Below are 18,744 nucleotides of genomic sequence, written 5' to 3' on the forward strand. Positions count from 1 at the left end.
CAGTTTGAAAAAATCCTTTTACAGCCTAAATTTACACAGGCCAATACCTTAAGCTCGTAACGTAAAAGGAGCACAGATGGACACTGTTTTCTCTTCCATAATTCCTGTACCCACCAGTACCTCGCAGCATCACCCCTACCCCGCTGGTAACCACTTCACAGTTTCTCAACTGGTAGAAGCTTATGCGAACTGGTATTTTACAGGCGAACGTCAGCAGCGACGTTACACATCCAACTATGCCAAGCTGGTTAAGAAATATTTGATCTACTGCCTGAAGAATAACAAGCCGGTTGCGTTCGGACACATTGACTACCGGTCTATGGTCAAGCCTAGCTATATATCGCCCGTCAAAAGTTTTCTCTTCTTTTATCAGCAACTCGGCTGCCCACCTGTCACGTCTGATCCTATCCAAACGAAACGAGCACCGGCCGGCAATGAGCTTGTGCTTCAGTTTATATACGAAGCTGGCCAGCTTCGAGGTGATGAGAGTAAATCAACCTATCAAAAATCACTCAATGCTTTTTTCCTTTGGCTTGAAAAGCAGCGGCAACAAGGCGATATGAGCGTTGGATTCGATGGCCCAGGTGTAGAGCGTTTCGTGCATGATTGTCGGCAAAGACGACTCTCGCCTTTTACGATCAACCTGCGTATAGCAGCACTTAAAGCGCTAGCGAAGTGGGTACTAGAAAACGCCGAACGATTCTCCTTCAACGAAGTTCAGAAGAAAGGTATGGATTTAGTTACCCGGGTTACCCCACTAGCAACTGAAAAAACATTTTACAAAGAAGCACTTACTAAACAACAAAGGTACCAATTAATAGAGCAATGCACAGAGCCACTGACCACTTGTTTAGTTAGCCTGATGGTGTATTCAGGTCTTCGGACGGTTGAGCTGATCCGGTTACGTCACGGAGACATTAACCTCGTGGAGGGAATGATTCTCGTCCTTGGAAAAGGAAAATATACGCAGCAGAAAGTCAAACTCTTTAAACCGACAATGGACCACCTGCGATGCTATTTAGAACACCATCACAGCGGCTGTGCTGACGATCTGCTGTTCCCACAATTAACTACTCGCAAAGTACGTCATCATGTAGATGCCATTTTCCTCAAATCTGGTTTGAAAGCAAAAGGTATTTCAGCACACTCCTTACGACACACGGCAGCGCAGCTACTATTGGAAGCAGGCGTGGATGGCGTGTATGTGCAGCAACACCTACGGCATGCCCGCTTCGACACGACGCAGCTTTACACTAAGCGTAAAACGAAAGAACTCTATATGACAAAGCTTCCTGATGACTTTTAAATCCTACCATACTGTCCCTAAAATATGGGAGATATGCTAACGCGTACCAATCAACTTACATTACTTGTATTAACTCTTTAACATCAAAGCACATCAGCGAAAACGAATAATTTATTTATCATCTATTTTTTCAGAACCCTGACCAATACAGAACTGCTCAGCTATTATCCACAGTATGGCGATCCTGATCAATATTCGTCCAATGGTGGACATATCCCGGTCATCCTGCATAGGCTATAGGCCAGTCACAGAAGCTATTATTGCTTATGGTAACAGCATTGATGAATTTGTTATTTCGTTCTACCTCCAAGAGCATACTTTCGACCATGGACCATTGGTCAGTATCAGCTAGATAGGGCTTTATGTAGATAGGGCTTTATGCAAAAAATGTTTCCGGACTATATATCCTCCTTTTTTAGAGCGTAATGAAAACTATTAAATCCTCGTGAATCATGCGAGGCTCCTTTGAACAATTCTTAAAAGTTTGTTGAGCACATCCAATGCCGCAACAATAATTTCACGTAAGGAATTGAGAGAGTGTACACCCAGCTGCTTCTCCTCTCAGGCAGTCGACCAAGGCCTCGAGCAGAGAGCCTGTCGGGTTTACAGATGGGTTAACTATCCTGCTCTTTTTCTAATCAGAGCCAGTTTTTCAGCTCAAGAGCTCCATGTCAGTGACAGGCTGGAGGGCATTGCTCTGTTGAGATTCAGAAAGGCCTACACTTCTAGAACTTAACGCGAAGCAACTAACACATGACTGTAGTAAAAAAGGGGCTCTCGTATCAACAATAGCTCCTTGTAAAGGCGCTCATCGGGGTCGGATGCTGCAACGATAAGAAGCCGAAAGTTGAGTGTTTGATCTTGAATTATCGAACCTACAATGCATGCATCTATGCATTGTAGGTTCTTGGCCTTTCTTAAGTTTATTCAGTTCTCAACTATTCCGAAAGCAACTTTACCTTGATAGTTCTGAAAATAAGGGCCACCGATAATATATGCATTATTTGAAAGGCTAACACTATAGCCATTATTTGTCCCAGCAGGAGCATTATCTGTAATCTTCCGAACTAACTTCCAAGTAGATGTATTCCGAACAAACAGATATGCTGAACCCTGATCATTTTTACAACACAGATCATCTTCGCGGGCACCAACGAGAGCATAACTCCCTGATAAAGCTACGCTGCACCCAAAACCATCACCAGCCAATCCATCGTTAGCTGTTATCTTCTCTTGTTGTGTCCAGTTACTCCCGTCCCGTACGAATATGTAAGCCGCCCCTTTACCATTATCATCTTTATATGCTCCCACTAAAGCATAGTCCCCTGATATAGCTACGCTGTAACCAAAATAGTCGTTCGCTACTCCATCACTAGCAACAAGCTTACTTTGCCTAGTCCACGTGGTACCAGTACGCATATATACATAAGCTGATCCTTTATTTTGGGATTCACCATAGGCTCCAACCAAGGCGTAATCTCCTGACAAAGCCAAATTATATCCAAAATATTCATCAACTACACCATTATCAGCCGTTAGCTTCTGTTTCTGAGTCCATGTAGTGCCATCTCGCATGAACATATAGGCTGACCCTTTTCTATTATCATCATAATATGCCCCAACCAAGGCATAATCCCCTGATAAAGCTACACTGAAGCCAAAATAGTCGCTAGCCGTCCCATCACTGGCAACAAGCTTGCCTTGCTGAGTCCAGGTGGTACCAGTACGCATAAATACGTAAGCCGAACCCTTACTTAAATCATCTCCAGGAGCTCCAATCAAGGCGTAATCCCCGGATATAGCTACACTACGTCCAAATGTATCCCCAGAAGCACCATCACTGGCGATGAGTTTAGCTTGCTGTACCCAGCTATTTTCACTGCGCATAAATATATAAGCCGAACCCTGATCTTGAGTGCTACCGAAATCGTCTCCAAACGCCCCGATCAAAGCATAGTCCCCCGATATAGCAACTACAAGACCAAATGAATCAAAAGCTGCCCCATCAGTAGCTGAGCTGTTGATCGGAGGAATGTTTGCAAACGATAAGGGTAACCAACTGGTACCATCATATAAGTAAAGCGAGTTTTGATCAAGGTCGTAGACAAAAGCACCCGCTTGAGGATTTGCAATTGCTTTACGCTGGGAGGTTGTAAGACGTGGTGGATAAAAGGCTTTATCAGTAGTTTTTAGATCAAGTACGGCTGAGGGGTGCGGCTGTCCACCCATGCCAATCTGAGCTTGGACCGGTGAACTCTGTAAGGTACAGGCAATCAGAAAATAAAAGATCAATTTTATAGCCGTTGAACTAGAAAAAAGCAGCTTAATTAATTGGGCTTTTTGTAAATGTTGTGTCATAAAATTTGATTTGGAAACTTAGAAGCTGGTTAAACTCACCATGTTCGCGTTTATTTGAAGTTCACTTCTCAAAATTCACCCGATTTTGGGAATTTCCTGTAAAGTTAAAAGCCTAAAATAGGCTCTATGTATTTTATTCCCTAAGGGGGACCTTCCACAGGTTAATTTCCTACTAACAACAAGAAGCCCCAGTAAACTGGGGCTTCTTGTTTAAATCATTTACGACTGTTTGGGAGCTCGAAGTTCTGATGTAATAAATTCCGTATAGACTCCAGCATTGTGAGCACCCAAATTATTGGTAAGACGAAATTAATAGACTCTAAGCCTCCTCCCTTACCAATCTTTCTACTTGGGGAAGCACTTCTTGGGTGTAAACCTCAATTAAAACATTGGCAGCTTCAACGCCTTGAGTTGTGATAAAGTAGCCAACTCGATCATGTTCATGATAGCCCGAGAGGATGACTAGCTCGTTTGCCAAAGTTGGGCTATCTTCGCTTTGAGAACCTTGAAGCTCTGACAAGTAATTCCTAACTAACGTCCAAATCCGCCCATCTTCAACTTCATATATCTGATGAACGTAGGCTAGATCTTCTCCTTGTGGTTCAAATAAGTTTGGGTTTGAACTGCTTTCTGATTTTGATGCCAGCAGGTGATTTTGAACAGGTATGTATGTTTTTTCCCATTCAGGATAACTAATTCTTTTGATGCGCATAAACTACCGTCGAGTGATGACTTTGAGTGTAGAGATGAAAGTTAGAGTTATTAATCAATAATGTCAAGCCGCTTCTAGCTAACAGATCGCTTACATTACCAATAGAGGTCGTTCTGCCGAAAAGTACGGCACGGGCCGCCCCAACAATTCGTCATTTGGACAATAGACAGTTTAAGCATGCTAGTCTGACAAGGAGAAAGTTCATGATGGTAATCAGGCGACAGCGGCCGACCTTCGCGCTTTAGCCGGGAAGAGGATGCCAATTAATCCACCTTCTAAACTTAATGAGCGAAATTTACGCCCATCAACCAAACTATCACCGCTCCAGAGGTCCGCGCATGCAATTCGGTGACCATCGTAAAAATTTAAGTTGTTTGCTCTCTTTTCAGTAGGTCAGCCTTAAGGGACCAGTATAAATAGGAAAACCTATTTTGTACTAAGCTCCTTTTTGTATCGCTGATTTAAGCTGTGATGCATACGTGATAATTTCATCGCAAAGCTCAAGATCTTTCTCTGAAGGTTCAGCGATCTGGGTTAACAAGTTTTGTAATTTAACTCGTAAGGCCATAGCGTTTGCTTTTCTTTTCAACGAAGACGATTGCCCAGCGGCCTTACTTTTTTCGGTCACTGGAGCGGGTTGGATCGGGAGAAGACTTGCCATCAGCTCATCCATTGTATCAACGCTTTCATCAGGCAGATTCGTTTTGCCTAGCTGCTGAATGGCGGATTTATTAATGGAAAGCTTACCTGCCAAAAACTGGATTCTTAAGTCTGGATTCAGTTTGTTAACCCCAGCCGCAAATTCCGCATCACGCTTGATTGTTTTTTCATTGACATTATACTGCTTAGCTAAACGTTGCGCTGTTGTCATTGAACTCGATTCTACTTTCGTTACAAGTGAAGACTCTGTTGCCTCCTGCTCATAAGGGACATTTTGTCCTTTATGCCCACTTCGATCATACTGACCTCTCTCCCCTTTCTCCTGACGGTAACGAAGTCCCCTCAGATATGAAGTCTGCTCCGGGGTTAAGTTTCGTCGGCCCAGCTGATTTTCGATCATAAACGATCGGACTTCCTCCATACTACTGAAGGACCGCAAGTTCATACGAAAATCAAGACCGTTTTTTTGGCAAATTGTATAGCGGTTGTGTCCGTCAATAAGAACGTAGGCCGGCGTAAGATCTTCCGTTTGCTGAACAATGCCCTGGGTTGTCTCCCAAACCAGCAGAGCCTCCCGACACCCATCCCGTCGAATGTTGGTTTCCAGTTGAGATAACTCATCGGGTAGGAGAGGGGGGATTAATGCCTGCAGCTCCGGTAAAATGGTCAAACGATGCCGAATGTCTTCATGACGCAGCAAGCCCTGATCCTTGATCATCTTCTTACTGCCTAATGCGTCCAAATACCCTTTTTTCATCGTGAGTAAAACTTAGTTTGCTTTAGAAGCCGAAGAAGGCATCAAAAATTCTTGAGCTAATTTTGAATAATCCTGAGCACCAATAGAGTCCTTCGCGTAAGTAAAAATATCACTTTGAGCTACCTGTGATTCTTTCAGCGTAACGTTCTGCCTGATTTCAGTCTGAAAAATACGGAGGTGGCTCAGGTTACCGTGGATGTATTCAATCATATCACGATGTACCTTCAACCGACGATCAACCATAGTTAGTAATATTCCTTCGATGGTCAATTCAAAATTGATTCGATCTCGAACCTGCATAATTCGTTCCAGCAAACTATTTACGCCCTTGAGAGCGGAAGCCTCGGGTTGAAGTGTAATCAAACAAGACTGAGAAGCCACTAGCGCTGAATTTGTGAAAATATTAAGAGCGGGAGGGCAATCAATCAGGATATAATCGTAATCGGAACGTAAGGGTGTCAGCGCATTTCTAAGTTGATTGACTCCACCGACTGCCTGTACCAGTTCTAAATCTGCATAAGCCAGCTCCAAATCACTTGGGGCCAGATCATAACGTTCATCAATGGAATAGATAGGCAGTGGTTCATTGTTGAGGAGAGCGTTCCGTACCTGCTTATCGGGTTCATCAACTCCCAGCGCCTGCGACAGGTTTCCCTGGCTATCCATATCAACTAATAGTACGCGATTATGCATTCTGGCTAAGGCTCGTCCAAGATTGAGAGTAGTGGTGGTTTTACCAACTCCCCCTTTGTGATTAACTATAGAAATCACTTTGGCTTTAGGGTTATTTTGATACCCATACCGGACTAGAACCGGAAACAAAGCAGTCAGGTGCTTGACATTAAGCGTACGATCACCAGCTACCGCTTTTCTCAACGTACTGGCAGGTAAACCTGCTTCTTTTTCTAGTGCTGAGGCTGATAAAGCAGGATTACGCTGAAGGAAACTTACGACCTGTTCATGCGTGACCATAAAAAAACTGAATTTGATTCAGGGATAAATATAGGACATTAGACAATAAAATGTCTCAAAATAAGGACAATTGTTTGCATTATCTGTTAACTCACTTTAGACAGCTCTCAAGAAGTAACATGGCATAAGCTCCTTACTTGGTTAAGAAAATATACGTGTCATTAACATTGCTCAAGGCGTTCAGATACCGGCTATATTCGAATGGAGAAAAGACTACGTTACTCCACAAGCACTTAGACAAGCTGACGGCAAGATCAAAGCAACACAATTAATATATTTTTTTGTATAAGCATAACGTCAAGGTCGATTTTGCCAATGGGACAGTCGATTGTTCAAGATTGGCAAGATAAAGGCCATACTCAGCCTAACCTTTGAGAAAAGGGTGTGAAAGGCGAGGATCCGTCAGGGTATTTTTGGCTGATAGCTCAATACTGGGATTGAGGCATTTCGTGGGCCTTCCAATCTGTATCTCCTGCAACGTAGGATACGCCCTAGGTTAGACAGAATGGCCTCTCATTTTGAGCCCGTTTTACATAGCCACCCTACCTGAAAGTAAAAAATGCAATACACCACCTCACTTGCCAATAAATTAAGGAGACAGTTGCAAACAGCAAAAAGGACCTGTATCTGCTTCCGCCTGTCCACATCGCTTTAATTACTAACGAACTTATTCGAGCAATCCACAAGAGGAATTGAGATTGATTGTATGGGTTGGGCTTGTAACGATTGGGTATTTAATACATGCTTTACCGATTCGTTACTGTATACAACTTAAACGGATAATCACAGTATGTGCTTTTGATGAAGTGCGAAATCTGTGGTTACTGGAATCTTTAAATGGCTAAACTGTGCAAAGAATCGGTATATTGCCTTCGAATAAACAAGCCGCAATTTTTGGAGAAAAGTATCCAGGTGTGCGCATCCAGACTGACCGCAAAGAGATATTTTTCCTCCCTCTAGTCAAAGTTTGAGAATATCGATTCTTGATAAGTACTTCGTCTGCATTTATTTGACTGAAACTTCACCTTATCTTTAAAACACATTAGTATAATGCAACCGATGGAAAGTGTAAGGCAATTTTTAAAGTATAATTCTGCATTAAGATTTTCAGTATTAGAAAGAGAAGCTGGCCTACCCAAAGGAACGCTTGCACATGCGGTCACAGGCTCACGCCCCCTCAATAAAAACCTTCTGGATAGACTTATCCCTATTTTAAATAAATATGGCTATGACAATTACTTACACCCAAACACGAACGGCTTATACACAAAAGCGCGAGTTGTTGCAGTAATTAACCACAAAGGCGGAGCTGGTAAAACGACAACTACAGCCTTGCTCGGTTCTGAGCTAGCGAGACGTGGTTATCGTGTATTGTTGATTGATCTTGATCCTCAAGGTAACCTTAGTCAGATTTTAGGAATAGAGCAACCCGAACACCAGGTAATACAAGCCTTGTTAACAAAAGCTCCCCTACCGGTTGTCAAAATTTCAGAAAATTTGAGTCTAGCCCCGTCTGATCTTAAACTTGCTGATGCCGAAGTTCAGCTCCATCAAATTATGTTTGGTTATCTACGGTTGAAAAATAAGATAAGACCTCTCCTTACTGACTTTGATTACGTACTAATTGACTGTCCACCTTCTTTGGGCATGTTAACGACCTCAGCTATGAATGCCGCAAAAAGTTGTTTAATTACACTGATACCCGATACTTTAGCAACTAACGTGGCCAATTCATTTTTAAGACTTTATAGAAATGTGAGTGAAAATACAAATTTTGAGTTGGTGATTGACGGTATCGTATTTACGATGGTGAAGAAGAACTCTGCTGCAGATATCGTTAAAGAGAAAATTAGTAAAACTCTATCCCGTAATATTTTCAAAACGCAGATTGAATACATGGCTAATTATCAAGAAAGCAAGGCCATGCGAACGGTGATCAATGCATTTCAGGTTAACTCTGACGTTTCAAAAAGCTACGATAATTTATGTGAGGAGTACATCGCCAAACTCCAGAATGTAAGAAAAAGATTCTCATACCCAAACCGAACTTAAGGTTTGCAATCAGTTTGGGGAAAAGTGATCTTGTATTGATGCACTTAGAATCGTTGAATATACTAATCAAATTATTGTCATACGATTCAAATAACTGGATTTTATACTAAATAATCTACCAACTAAGGCTTAATAAATTGGCGTGCATAATGCAGGGCTAGAACATGCAGTAACCCTTGGAATTAAACCGGATCTTTGCCCGACGATATGCCCATTAATTCTGGCGGAGTCTAATTGAAACCGCTAGTTACTGCCCAACGAGTAGCCCTGGCCATTCAGCGCCTAAAAGGCTGCGGTCCCCCAGCACCAACTGCAGAGAATCACCCAAAAAGGTCCACAAACCGACTCAGCAGGTAGATCCATCGTACCTGATTTTGGGCGGACCGTTATTACAATATTAGTCCTACTTTGTCAACTCAAGACGAACCTCCCTATGCTCTAGATGATAGAGTGTATCTAATTTATAGCAGGTAGATATTAGCCATTGCCATTATCTCTATTTTACACATATACTAACCATTCTCATTTTTTAAGTTAACCATCTAAGTATGGGGATTGGCGGTATAGCACCTTAAAAACTTAAAAATTAAAGCTACCACTTTCGGTATTTTAATTGAAAAAACACGTCAATAATAAAGTATATTAACACAGTAGACCTTAAAATTTAATTACTGAAAACCAACAAGTTAGACCATTTCTTGGACAGTCCGTAAATATCCATTTACGGCAGGTGTCCAAGTCTTAAATAACTGATATACAAATAGTTAAGCAATTACAACTCCTGCTTCACAGATGAAATACAGCATTCAACAAGCGCATTGAATAGGTTAGATACTTCGAAATTTCCGCGATCCAAATACGATATTTTATGCTCATAATCAGGCATTCAAGAATTTCTTGGACAGTCCGTAAATATAGATTTACGGCAGGTGTCCAAAGGCATAAATAACTGATAAACAAACACTTAAATAAGGAAAATTTTAAGAATTTTACATAAGAAAAGGGCCTTAATAGGGGCTTAGTACCGTTTCAGTACTAGGTTAAATAGTCAATTTTAGAATGTATTAAATTTCTGAAAAAAAATTTGGAATTGGCGAATTTCTTAGACAGTCCCTAAGTATCTCTTTACGGCAGATGCCCAAATATTTAAATAGCTGTCTTACAATTATTTACAAACCAAAATCGAAAATTGTTTTTTGTTTAATTAGGCCTTTATACCTGATGAATAACAAATAAAGTAATAAGCGCTAAGCTTCAAGTCAACCCATACGTAGAGTGGTACAGAATACGCAGGGGACTTCGAACTATGATTACCCTGCTCTATGCAATATTCCCCTATCTCGTGTCATTCAAATAGTTACTCAGCTGAAGATCGAAATTTTCCGGTTGAGCAGGAGTACAATACAAACGCCGAGTGAATATCATGGTCACGAGGCGCGAGAGATCTACGCTAGACCGTATCTGTTGTTACGGCTTGGTTTGCTTATTCTGTTTCAGCATTGGAGCACGAGTCAAGGCAGCAAGGCATGACCTTCATTTGCTCGGCTATTATCTTGATGTTGCTGTTTTAGAGCTTCTTTTCTGAGAGCCGAGTGGAAGCATTTGTGGGCCAAAGAGATGTCAAGGCATGATACGGACTTAGTTATTTTTCTAATTAATTATATTCAATTCTTTTGAATTTCATCTATTTATATTGAATTACCTATAATTTATTGTAATTAAAATTAAATAATTACATTTATTGTTATTTTTTTTATAAAATATGGATCTATAATTTTGTAGTCTAAACAAAAAAGATAAACTATGTGTGTTTCAAACAGCCGCCCCGCCCCGCATTTCTCTTTTACAGCGATGGTCGCCAGTCATACAAGTGGAACAATAAATATTCCCACTGAATTTGAGTCGTTTTTTGGTTCACATGGAAGTGTAGTCACCGTAACATTGTGGAATGGGCAACGGCTTAGGTGTGAGTTGAGAAGGGATAAGAACAATCCCAAATATCTTCGTATTTACCATACAGGTCTGAAAGATATATTTAATGCTAAAGGGCAAATGGGATGTACGTACAAAGCTACAATTGTTGATTTTAACAACATAAAAATTAGGAAAGAGTAGACATTAATCCTACCCTGACGACTGCCAATTGCATAATAGTTGGTAGTCGTCGCATACCGCCTTATGGTATTTTCTGTCGCACGTACTAATTGAGCAAGCGCACTAGGATTTATAATAGACACTATCTTAATAGCAGTTGTGTGATAATCTCACAATTCAATTTATTAGTCAGCTAATTATCATTAATGCATCGATGAAACCAGAAGTGCTCAAGTATACTGGCTAATGAATAATGAAGCGATTACACAAACTCTATATACTTAGCTCCCTTACAATCAAAACAAATACCATTTTGAACATGTCTGAATTCAGGAAAACGGCCTGCTCCATAACATTTTGGACATGGGGTTAGGTTATCAATTTCTTTTCCTTCTTCATCCAGATATGGTACTTTCTCATTTTTATGTAATTCTTCATGACAACTCCAACAAAGAGTCATCAACGCGTCATTCATATACTCCCATGGTAACCGTTTTTTTTGATAATATCGATGATGAACATGAAGTCCTTTTAAAAAAAGCCAATCAAATTCGCGAAAGTCTTCAACTGAACATGTATCTAAAAAATTAACAATGTCATTAAGTCGAGATTGAGACTGGGCTACCAGATCAAGTCCAACGAAGTCTGAGAAATGAACTTTTGTGTTAGTGAAGAAAAGACCTGTCAACTCACAATACATCTGTCTTGGCTTAAACAAAAGCACAGGGGTCGCGTCTTTGTGATTGCCCAAAGTCTCCATAAAAGTCTGATATGACAATGAGGAATCTGCTTTTATTCGATGATGCGTTTTTAATTGATTATCATAAACTACAAAATTCAAACTACTTCCTGTCAGGCGGCTGACTTTTCCAACAGCGGTGGGTGAGATCAGAAAGTTTGAAACAACCTTTTGATTACTGCAATGAAGGCACTTAAATGCATCTCTTCTTAATATCTCTAACCTCTTTTCTTTCCATCTGGAATCCTCTAACAATTCTGCATATGTACCCATAATAGTTTTTTTATTTACATTGTCTTCTATTCTTACTCACAAACTAACTAGAGTTCCAGCCAAACCGACTGCACCATTACCTTATCCACTCCCCCTTCAATAGCTCGCTGCACCGATTCAGGCACGTTCGATAACAGATTGTACCCCGTCCGCTGCTCAATCTCATCGACACTCACGCGGTAGTTACTCCACTTGTTTTCACCTACTGTATTCGTGTTCGGCATCCAGACTGCTATTAGGGGTTCTTCTTCCAACGGGGCATTTCTACACGCTAAGCAACTAAGGCCTTAGTTTTAAGCCTGATTTTCTGTACATAATTGTAAACAGTCCCATAGGCGACTCCTAGCTGCTTACTGATTTGATTCATTGATACGCCTTGACCATGCAACACGGCGATCTCGATCTGTTTCGATTCGGCCAACGGGGGACGAGCAATGGGTTTGCCCTGCGCTTTGGCACGTGCCATACCCGCTCGTACCCGCTGACTGATGAGCGAACTCTCGAACTGGGCCAGCGAGGCCATCACATGGAAGATCAACTCGCCCGTCGGCGTGGTCGTATCGATATTCTCCTGATACGATATGAAGTCAACCCCCAAACTCTGGAACTCTTTCAGGGCATTGACCAGTGCCTGCGTCGAACGGGCGAAGCGGTCATACCGCCAGACCAGCACCACATCGATCTGTCGTTTGCGGGCGGCCCCAATCATGGCCCGATACTGCGTCCGCTCTTCCGTTGTACCCGAAGCTGTATCGACGTACTCAGCCGCGATAGCGAAACCACGCCGGTCGGCATACTCCCGTAACGGCCGGAGCTGCGTTTCTGGGTCCTGTCCTTTGTCGAGGGTAGATACGCGGGCGTATAGGGCTACCCGTTTGGGCTGATCAGACGATTTCCTGGTCATCTTGACTTATCAAAAAGGAGTTCCTTTACAAAGCTAACTTTTTAGCTCGAAAATCGGCCCTGAGACGCTAAAAACGAAGGCCGTTTTAGACACCCTTTTTGATAACCCATCCCAATGCCTCTCGATTTTCTCTCCATGCCTGAACGAACGCGTTACGAGATCGTTCCACCCACCATTCTGGAAGTAGACATCCGCCAACATTTTCACCTGACTTATGCCGACCGCTTGATCGTGCTTCCCTTACGGGGAGAGACCAATCGGTTAGGCGTCGCCTTGCAGATCGGCCTGCTTCGACTGATGGGTTTTCTACCCGATAACTGGTGGACACAACTCCCCCTTGACGTAGTCGAATTTGTCGCTGCCCAACTTCGCATCGAACCTGGCAACCTAACTACCTATGGGCATCGCCAACAAACGCGCAGCGACCATTTCCTATTAGTCGTTAAACACCTGGGCTTCCGTCGATGGGAACCATTGGATGTGGTCTGGCTCGAACCCTGGTTGCTGGAACGCGCTTTGGAACATGATGGAGAGCGGGTGTTACTGGCCATGTCGGTTCAAAAACTGCACCAGCAAGGGGTAGTACGTCCCCCTATTGCCGTACTGGAGCGGCTGGTGAGCAGTATCAATGAGTTGGCTCATCAAGAAGCCTACCGTCGCCTGAGTCCACTACTGACCGATGAATTGAAAACCCGTCTGGATGGGTTGCTGACACCAGAGAAGGATTGGGCAATCACCCGACACCGATGGTTAGTGCAGACAGCAACGGGAAGCAATCCGGCAGCTATTCGCACCGTACTGGATAAACTGAAATACCTTCGGGATTTTGGCGTACCTACCTGGCCAGACGATCTGATGACTGGCAATCGCCAAAAGAGGTTGAGTATGATTGGCCGACATCGCTCGAATCGTCATCTGGAACGTCTACCAGTTCATAAACGCTATCCGATTCTGGTGGCTTTTCTACGCGAACGGCTACTGACACTGACTGATGAGGCTCTGAGCATGTTCGATGCCTTTTGGGAATACAATCTGGCCAAAGCCAGAAAAGAATACGAAGCCTACCAGCAGGAGGTCGCTGCGGCCAAAGACACGGCCATGCACCTGCTGGGGGGAGCGGTGAAGGTCGTGCTGGATGAAGCTGGGACGCCTGCCGAACAGGTGCGCCCCCAAATTTACCAGACGACTCCCCGCGATAAACTTCTGCTGGCCTGGCAAGCGGTGGAAGCCTTGTTGTACCCTACGCGCCACTCTAAACTGAGTTTTCTAACTAAACGCTATGGCTTTTTTAAGCAGTTTACGCCCTATTTTTTAGGTCAGATCGTCTTTCAACAAGGGTTTACCGGAGATGATTTTGAGAAAGCACTGCAACTGGTGATTGAACTCCAACAGGGTAGTCGACGCAAATTACCACCTGCGCCACCCAGTAACTTTATCAAACCTGTTTGGCGCAAGTTTGCCTACAATACCGAAACGGGCTGGGACCGTGCTGGTTATGAGCTGAGTGTGCTGGCCACCTTGCGGGACCGGCTCCGTTCGGGGGATGTGTTTGTGGACACTTCCAATGAGTATGGCAATCTCAACAGTTATCTCATGGCACCGGCAGAATGGGTACTCCGTCGGGACGAACTATGTCGGCAACTGAACCTACCAGCCCCATCATCTGACCGACTTAAACAACGCATCACCGAGCTGGAAACGTTGTTGGTCCCCATGCAGAAGCTACTGGAAGCGGGTGGCGATTTGCGGTTGGAGGACGGCCATCTGGTGTTGACCCGATTAACTGCTGAAGAAGTGCCACTGACGACCAAAGCACTGCAAGAGGAGATCAATCGGCGTATGCCAGCGGTTGACCTGACGGATATTCTGGTTGAGGTGGACAGTTGGGTAGGTTTTACGCATCACCTACCCGGTCTGGAACATGCCGCCCGGGGTGAGGACCACCCCACTCGGCTGTTGGCCACCCTTTTGGCGTTAGGCTGTAACATCCCTTTATCCGACATGGCCCGCTCATCGGGTTTAGCCTATCAAAGCCTTTGGTGGACAGGAGCCAACTATTTACGGGAAGAAACCCTACGCGCGGCTAATAACGTGCTGGTCAATGAGCAGCATCGCCAGTGGTTAGCCGCCTATTGGGGCGATGGCACGTTTTCTTCCTCCGACGGTCAGCGTTTCCCCGTCAGCGGAAAAATCCGCAATGCTCGTCCATTACCTAATTACTTTGGACCCGGAAAAGGCGTTACCCAGCAAAACCACACTGCCGATCAGTATGCCCAATATGGGACCAAGGTTGTACCCGCCACGCTACGAGATGCCACGGTCGTCCTGGACGAAATCATTGGTAATCAGACCGATCTGAAGATCACCGAACATACCACGGACACGGCTGGCTATACCGATATCATCTTTGCCTTGTTCGATCTGCTTGGACTTCAGTTTTCCCCCCGCCTACGGGACATTGCCGATCAGCGGCTGTGCAAGATCAAGGGAAAAGACTGGACTTACCCGGGCTTGAAATTTACCGGAACAATCAATCCTGATTATATTGAGCGTCACTGGGATGAGTTGCTTCGGCTGGCGGGCTCGATTCAGTCGGGTGAGGTAGCCGCGTCGTTGTTCATCCGAAAACTGCAAGCATATCCGCGTCAAAACAACCTGACGTATGTTCTTCAAGCGTATGGTCAACTGATCAAAACGGTCTTTATTCTGCGTTATCTTCAAAGCAAACCAATGCGTCAGCGCATTCATGGCCAGTTAAATAAGGGCGAAGAACTGAATGGTCTGAGGGCCTGGTTGTGGTTCGGCTCGGATGGGGTGATCCGGCGCAAACAACACGAGCAGCAGATGGAGTCGAGCTGGAGCCTGACGATTGTGGCCAATTGCGTGGTGTTATGGAACACGGTGTATATGCAGGAAGTGCTGCGGCAATTGGCCTCGGAAGGCTACGCGATTGATGAAACTCATTTTGAGCATTTATCGCCTTGTCGCTTTGAACACATCAATCGGTTGGGAAAATACAGCTTTGACAATAGCTCTGGGTTTGGTAGTGGTAATCTGCGTCCCTTACGCCGTGCTGACAAGGAATAACTAAGGCATTAGTTGCTTAGCGTGTAAGAATGCCCCGTTGGAAAAAGAACCCCTCAGTCGCAGGTGACGAAGATTGCCGAGGTGTATCGGGCCATGCGCCGGGAGGGAAAATCGACGCCCGCCCTATCGTTTATCGTGAACAGCAAGCCCGAACAGACTGTGCAGCGGCTCTACAAAACCATCTATAAACCGGCTCTGCTCAACGATTTGTGGTTTCAATGGAAGGGCAAACCCCTGTTACTTTGCCCGCCCGAAGCCGTCACGCCCGACATCGACAGCGCGTTTACCACCCGGCAGTCGTGGGCCTGGAGCAAGGGCCAAACATGGTTTGGCGATGGCAAAGACAAATGGACGTGGTTGGACCACACGCCCCAATCCTACGGCTGGCACGAGTCGAAGGACAAGCCCGAACAGATCAGCGTGTCCATTGCCGAACACCCCATGTCGAACATTGGGCGCAGCTTTCACGATGGCAAGGAACCCGACGGAAAGCGGTCGGGCGAGGGGTTGTATTTTGCCGAACAGTGGAAACGCGCCCTTGACGTTGACCCGGAATTTGTGTTCGTAACGGGTTGGAACGAGTGGGTAGCCATGCGGTTCGACGACGGTAAATCCAAAACCATGATCGGCAAGCCCATCGCTAAAGGCGAGACCTATTTTGTGGACCTTTACAACGCCGAATACAGCCGCGATGCCGAACCGGTGCGGGGCGCATTCACCGACAATTACTATTATCAGTTGGTCGATAATATCCGCAAATTCAAAGGAGCGCGGGCGGTGCCTGCTGTCTCGGAAAACTACAAAATCGCCATCGACGGGAAATTTGCGGATTGGAAATCCGTGAAAAATAGTTTTCTGGACGATGTCGGGGACGTGACCCACCGGAAACACCCCGGCTGGGGCCGCGTCCGGGAGTACGTGAACACTACGGGCCGCAACGACATTGTAGAATCGAAAGTGGCAAGCGATGCCGAATTCGTTTCATTCTACGTCCGCACCGCCAGCCCCCTTACGGCCTGGAACTCCCCCGACTGGATGCGGCTGTTTATCAGCGTTCAAGACGGGTCAAAACCCGCCTGGGAAGGGTTTGAGTTCATGGTGAACCGAACGCCCAAAAACGCCACGACCACCCTCGAACGCTCAAAGGGCGGTTGGAACTGGGAACCGCTGGCCGATGTGAGCTATCGCACCAATGGCAGCGAACTCGAAATTCGGCTTCCCAAAAAAGCACTCGGCATCACGGGCAACACATTCACGCTTGACTTCAAATGGGCCGACAATGCCCCCGCCGATGGTGACCCGCTCCACTGGCTCGACAAAGGCGACGCGGCCCCCAACGCCCGGTTTCGGTACCGATACGATAAGCGTTAGTGCTTTCTGAACGAAAAGCCAGAATGAAAATCAGGTGATTTGAGCCGTACACTTGACCTGCTGAAAAAGCCGTCCTTGGATTCAACAGGAGCTGTTTTTTATCAGACCGATTATTTCATTACTGCTAACTACGACAAAATCCTCGTGAACTACGACAAAATCCTCGTGAATAGGACGGCAACACTTACTATTTAGTATATTTCCCTTTTTGTTTTTTGTTTTTTCTTTGTTTTCAGTATGGTAGAAGAACTATTGTTTTAGTTATGAGCATTGTTTTTTTAACCTTTAGAAGCCGTACTCACAAATTTTGGGAATTTTTGGGTTTATTTACTATTTATGGTACTCCTTAACTCACTGATTGTCTGTAGTTTGTAAGTGTTAAATGCGACAGATTCCTCGTTTTATACGACAGATTCCTCGCTGATTTACGACGGATTCCTCGTTTAATGCGACAGATTCCTCGTTGATCTACGACAAATTCCTCGTGAACTACGACAATATATTACGACTGTCGTTTTTATATGTCGTAGATGTGTATAACTTGCGTATGATTATAGAAACTATATGATAGATGGATGGTAAGCTGATTGTTCAGGATAATGCGATTACCAGTGCCCGGTACGAGATGAATGCTTTGGAAAAGAACATTATCTATATGATGATGGCTCAGCTCCGTAAAGATGATCAGGCGGATACGATTTATTATATCTCGGTTCGGGAGTTAATGGATAAGACCGGAACCCGAAACTCCTATGACGACTTCAAGCGAGCTACTGAACAGTTGGTAGGTCGTGTACTCCAGATACACCGTCCCAACGGCAATTTGTTGCAGGTGGCCATGATCTCCTCGGCGGAGTACGTAGTTGGTCAGGGTATTATTGAGATTGGCCTTGATCCTAAGATACGCCCGTTCTTCTTTGACCTGAAACAGAATTTCACGGCCTTCCAGCTTCATATGGCTCTGAGTCTAGATAGTAAATATGCGAAACGGGTGTATGAGATGCTGGCTCAATATCGTAACTTGGGTGAGCTGAAGGTTGATGTTATTGAGTTGAAACGACGGCTGTACCTCTACGATGATAAAACGGGAACTGAGCAGTATAAGAACTGGGCTGACTTTGAGCGAAGGATACTGATTGTAGCTCAGAAAGAAATCAATGAGAAGACAGACCTTCGTGTAACTTATACACCCGTTAAGATGGGACGACGGGTGGCTTCTCTTCATTTTATCATTAAAGCTGGTCCACAGCAGATGGTGATTGACTACAAAGATGAGAACACTGCTTTGTTCAGTCGATTAGTAAATGATTTCCGGCTCCGTAAAGAGCAGGCTCAGATGGTGATTGACCGGTTCAGTGCCGCCGACATTCAGAAGCGTCTTTATGATATTCAGATACTACGTTCTGATAACAAGATTCAGAACATAGGAGGCTATACGGCTAAATCCTTCGGTGTCTGA

The 18,744-nt window shown here is 44.5% G+C and carries 12 protein-coding genes; 5 read left to right on the forward strand and 7 right to left on the reverse strand.

What is annotated here, in order from left to right; translation table 11 throughout:
- The first annotated feature begins 76 nt into the window (after positions 1 to 76).
- Positions 77 to 1,306 carry a tyrosine-type recombinase/integrase gene (locus tag F5984_RS23710; RefSeq protein WP_152126708.1) on the forward strand — a complete coding sequence of 410 codons (1,230 nt, stop codon included), beginning with the start codon at positions 77 to 79 and terminating at the stop codon, positions 1,304 to 1,306.
- Between the two features lie 927 nt (positions 1,307 to 2,233).
- Here F5984_RS23710 and F5984_RS23715 read toward each other — a convergent pair.
- The 4 genes from F5984_RS23715 to F5984_RS23730 all read right to left on the reverse strand — a co-directional run bounded on the left by F5984_RS23715 (position 2,234) and on the right by F5984_RS23730 (position 6,765).
- On the reverse strand, positions 2,234 to 3,664 hold the full coding sequence (locus tag F5984_RS23715) for an FG-GAP repeat protein (RefSeq protein ID WP_152126709.1): 1,431 nt from the start codon (positions 3,662 to 3,664) through the stop codon (positions 2,234 to 2,236).
- 319 nt (positions 3,665 to 3,983) lie between these two features.
- Positions 3,984 to 4,376 carry a hypothetical protein gene (locus F5984_RS23720; RefSeq protein ID WP_152126710.1) on the reverse strand — a complete coding sequence of 131 codons (393 nt, stop codon included), beginning with the start codon at positions 4,374 to 4,376 and terminating at the stop codon, positions 3,984 to 3,986.
- 436 nt (positions 4,377 to 4,812) lie between these two features.
- Positions 4,813 to 5,793 (reverse strand): ParB N-terminal domain-containing protein, encoded by a 981-nt coding sequence (locus F5984_RS23725; protein WP_152126711.1) that lies wholly within the window; start codon positions 5,791 to 5,793, stop codon positions 4,813 to 4,815.
- A gap of 12 nt (positions 5,794 to 5,805) precedes the next feature.
- Positions 5,806 to 6,765 carry a ParA family protein gene (locus F5984_RS23730; protein WP_152126712.1) on the reverse strand — a complete coding sequence of 320 codons (960 nt, stop codon included), beginning with the start codon at positions 6,763 to 6,765 and terminating at the stop codon, positions 5,806 to 5,808.
- A gap of 1,050 nt (positions 6,766 to 7,815) precedes the next feature.
- On the opposite strand from F5984_RS23730, the gene F5984_RS23735 reads away from it, so the two are divergent.
- Positions 7,816 to 8,817, forward strand: coding sequence for a ParA family protein (locus tag F5984_RS23735; protein WP_152126713.1), 1,002 nt, complete (start codon positions 7,816 to 7,818; stop codon positions 8,815 to 8,817).
- Between the two features lie 2,356 nt (positions 8,818 to 11,173).
- On the opposite strand, the gene F5984_RS23740 is transcribed toward F5984_RS23735, so the two are convergent.
- From F5984_RS23740 to F5984_RS23750, 3 genes are read right to left on the reverse strand one after another with little or no spacing between them, the layout of a single operon-like run.
- A complete protein-coding gene (locus F5984_RS23740; protein WP_152126714.1) occupies positions 11,174 to 11,923 on the reverse strand; it encodes a hypothetical protein in 750 nt (249 codons plus the stop codon).
- 47 nt (positions 11,924 to 11,970) lie between these two features.
- The gene (locus tag F5984_RS23745; RefSeq protein ID WP_394367450.1) at positions 11,971 to 12,177 is read right to left on the reverse strand and encodes a DNA/RNA non-specific endonuclease; all 207 of its coding nucleotides are present in this window, start codon (positions 12,175 to 12,177) and stop codon (positions 11,971 to 11,973) included.
- Between the two features lie 17 nt (positions 12,178 to 12,194).
- Positions 12,195 to 12,827 carry a recombinase family protein gene (locus tag F5984_RS23750; RefSeq protein WP_152126716.1) on the reverse strand — a complete coding sequence of 211 codons (633 nt, stop codon included), beginning with the start codon at positions 12,825 to 12,827 and terminating at the stop codon, positions 12,195 to 12,197.
- 114 nt (positions 12,828 to 12,941) lie between these two features.
- On the opposite strand from F5984_RS23750, the gene F5984_RS23755 reads away from it, so the two are divergent.
- The 3 genes from F5984_RS23755 (at position 12,942) to F5984_RS23765 (ending at position 18,744) form a co-directional block, all read left to right on the forward strand.
- Positions 12,942 to 15,914: a Tn3 family transposase gene (locus tag F5984_RS23755; protein WP_152126717.1), complete on the forward strand. Its 2,973-nt coding sequence runs from the start codon at positions 12,942 to 12,944 to the stop codon at positions 15,912 to 15,914.
- 63 nt (positions 15,915 to 15,977) lie between these two features.
- Positions 15,978 to 17,285: a hypothetical protein gene (locus tag F5984_RS23760; protein ID WP_152126718.1), complete on the forward strand. Its 1,308-nt coding sequence runs from the start codon at positions 15,978 to 15,980 to the stop codon at positions 17,283 to 17,285.
- Between the two features lie 571 nt (positions 17,286 to 17,856).
- Positions 17,857 to 18,744 (forward strand): replication initiation protein, encoded by an 888-nt coding sequence (locus tag F5984_RS23765; protein WP_152126719.1) that lies wholly within the window; start codon positions 17,857 to 17,859, stop codon positions 18,742 to 18,744.

Origin of the sequence: Rudanella paleaurantiibacter, from assembly GCF_009184635.1 — a bacterium.
Taxonomy (GTDB): domain Bacteria; phylum Bacteroidota; class Bacteroidia; order Cytophagales; family Spirosomataceae; genus Rudanella; species Rudanella paleaurantiibacter.

Bases quoted from the DNA above. Each gene is read 5' to 3' on its own strand.
- F5984_RS23735 (WP_152126713.1), top strand. From the start codon at position 7,816: ATGCAACCGATGGAAAGTGTAAGGCAATTTTTAAAGTATAATTCTGCA.
- F5984_RS23715 (WP_152126709.1), bottom strand. From the start codon at position 3,664: ATGACACAACATTTACAAAAAGCCCAATTAATTAAGCTGCTTTTTTCT.
- F5984_RS23765 (WP_152126719.1), top strand. From the start codon at position 17,857: ATGGATGGTAAGCTGATTGTTCAGGATAATGCGATTACCAGTGCCCGG.
- F5984_RS23730 (WP_152126712.1), bottom strand. From the start codon at position 6,765: ATGGTCACGCATGAACAGGTCGTAAGTTTCCTTCAGCGTAATCCTGCT.
- F5984_RS23725 (WP_152126711.1), bottom strand. From the start codon at position 5,793: ATGAAAAAAGGGTATTTGGACGCATTAGGCAGTAAGAAGATGATCAAG.
- F5984_RS23755 (WP_152126717.1), top strand. From the start codon at position 12,942: ATGCCTCTCGATTTTCTCTCCATGCCTGAACGAACGCGTTACGAGATC.
- F5984_RS23710 (WP_152126708.1), top strand. From the start codon at position 77: ATGGACACTGTTTTCTCTTCCATAATTCCTGTACCCACCAGTACCTCG.
- F5984_RS23750 (WP_152126716.1), bottom strand. From the start codon at position 12,827: ATGACCAGGAAATCGTCTGATCAGCCCAAACGGGTAGCCCTATACGCC.
- F5984_RS23720 (WP_152126710.1), bottom strand. From the start codon at position 4,376: ATGCGCATCAAAAGAATTAGTTATCCTGAATGGGAAAAAACATACATA.
- F5984_RS23740 (WP_152126714.1), bottom strand. From the start codon at position 11,923: ATGGGTACATATGCAGAATTGTTAGAGGATTCCAGATGGAAAGAAAAG.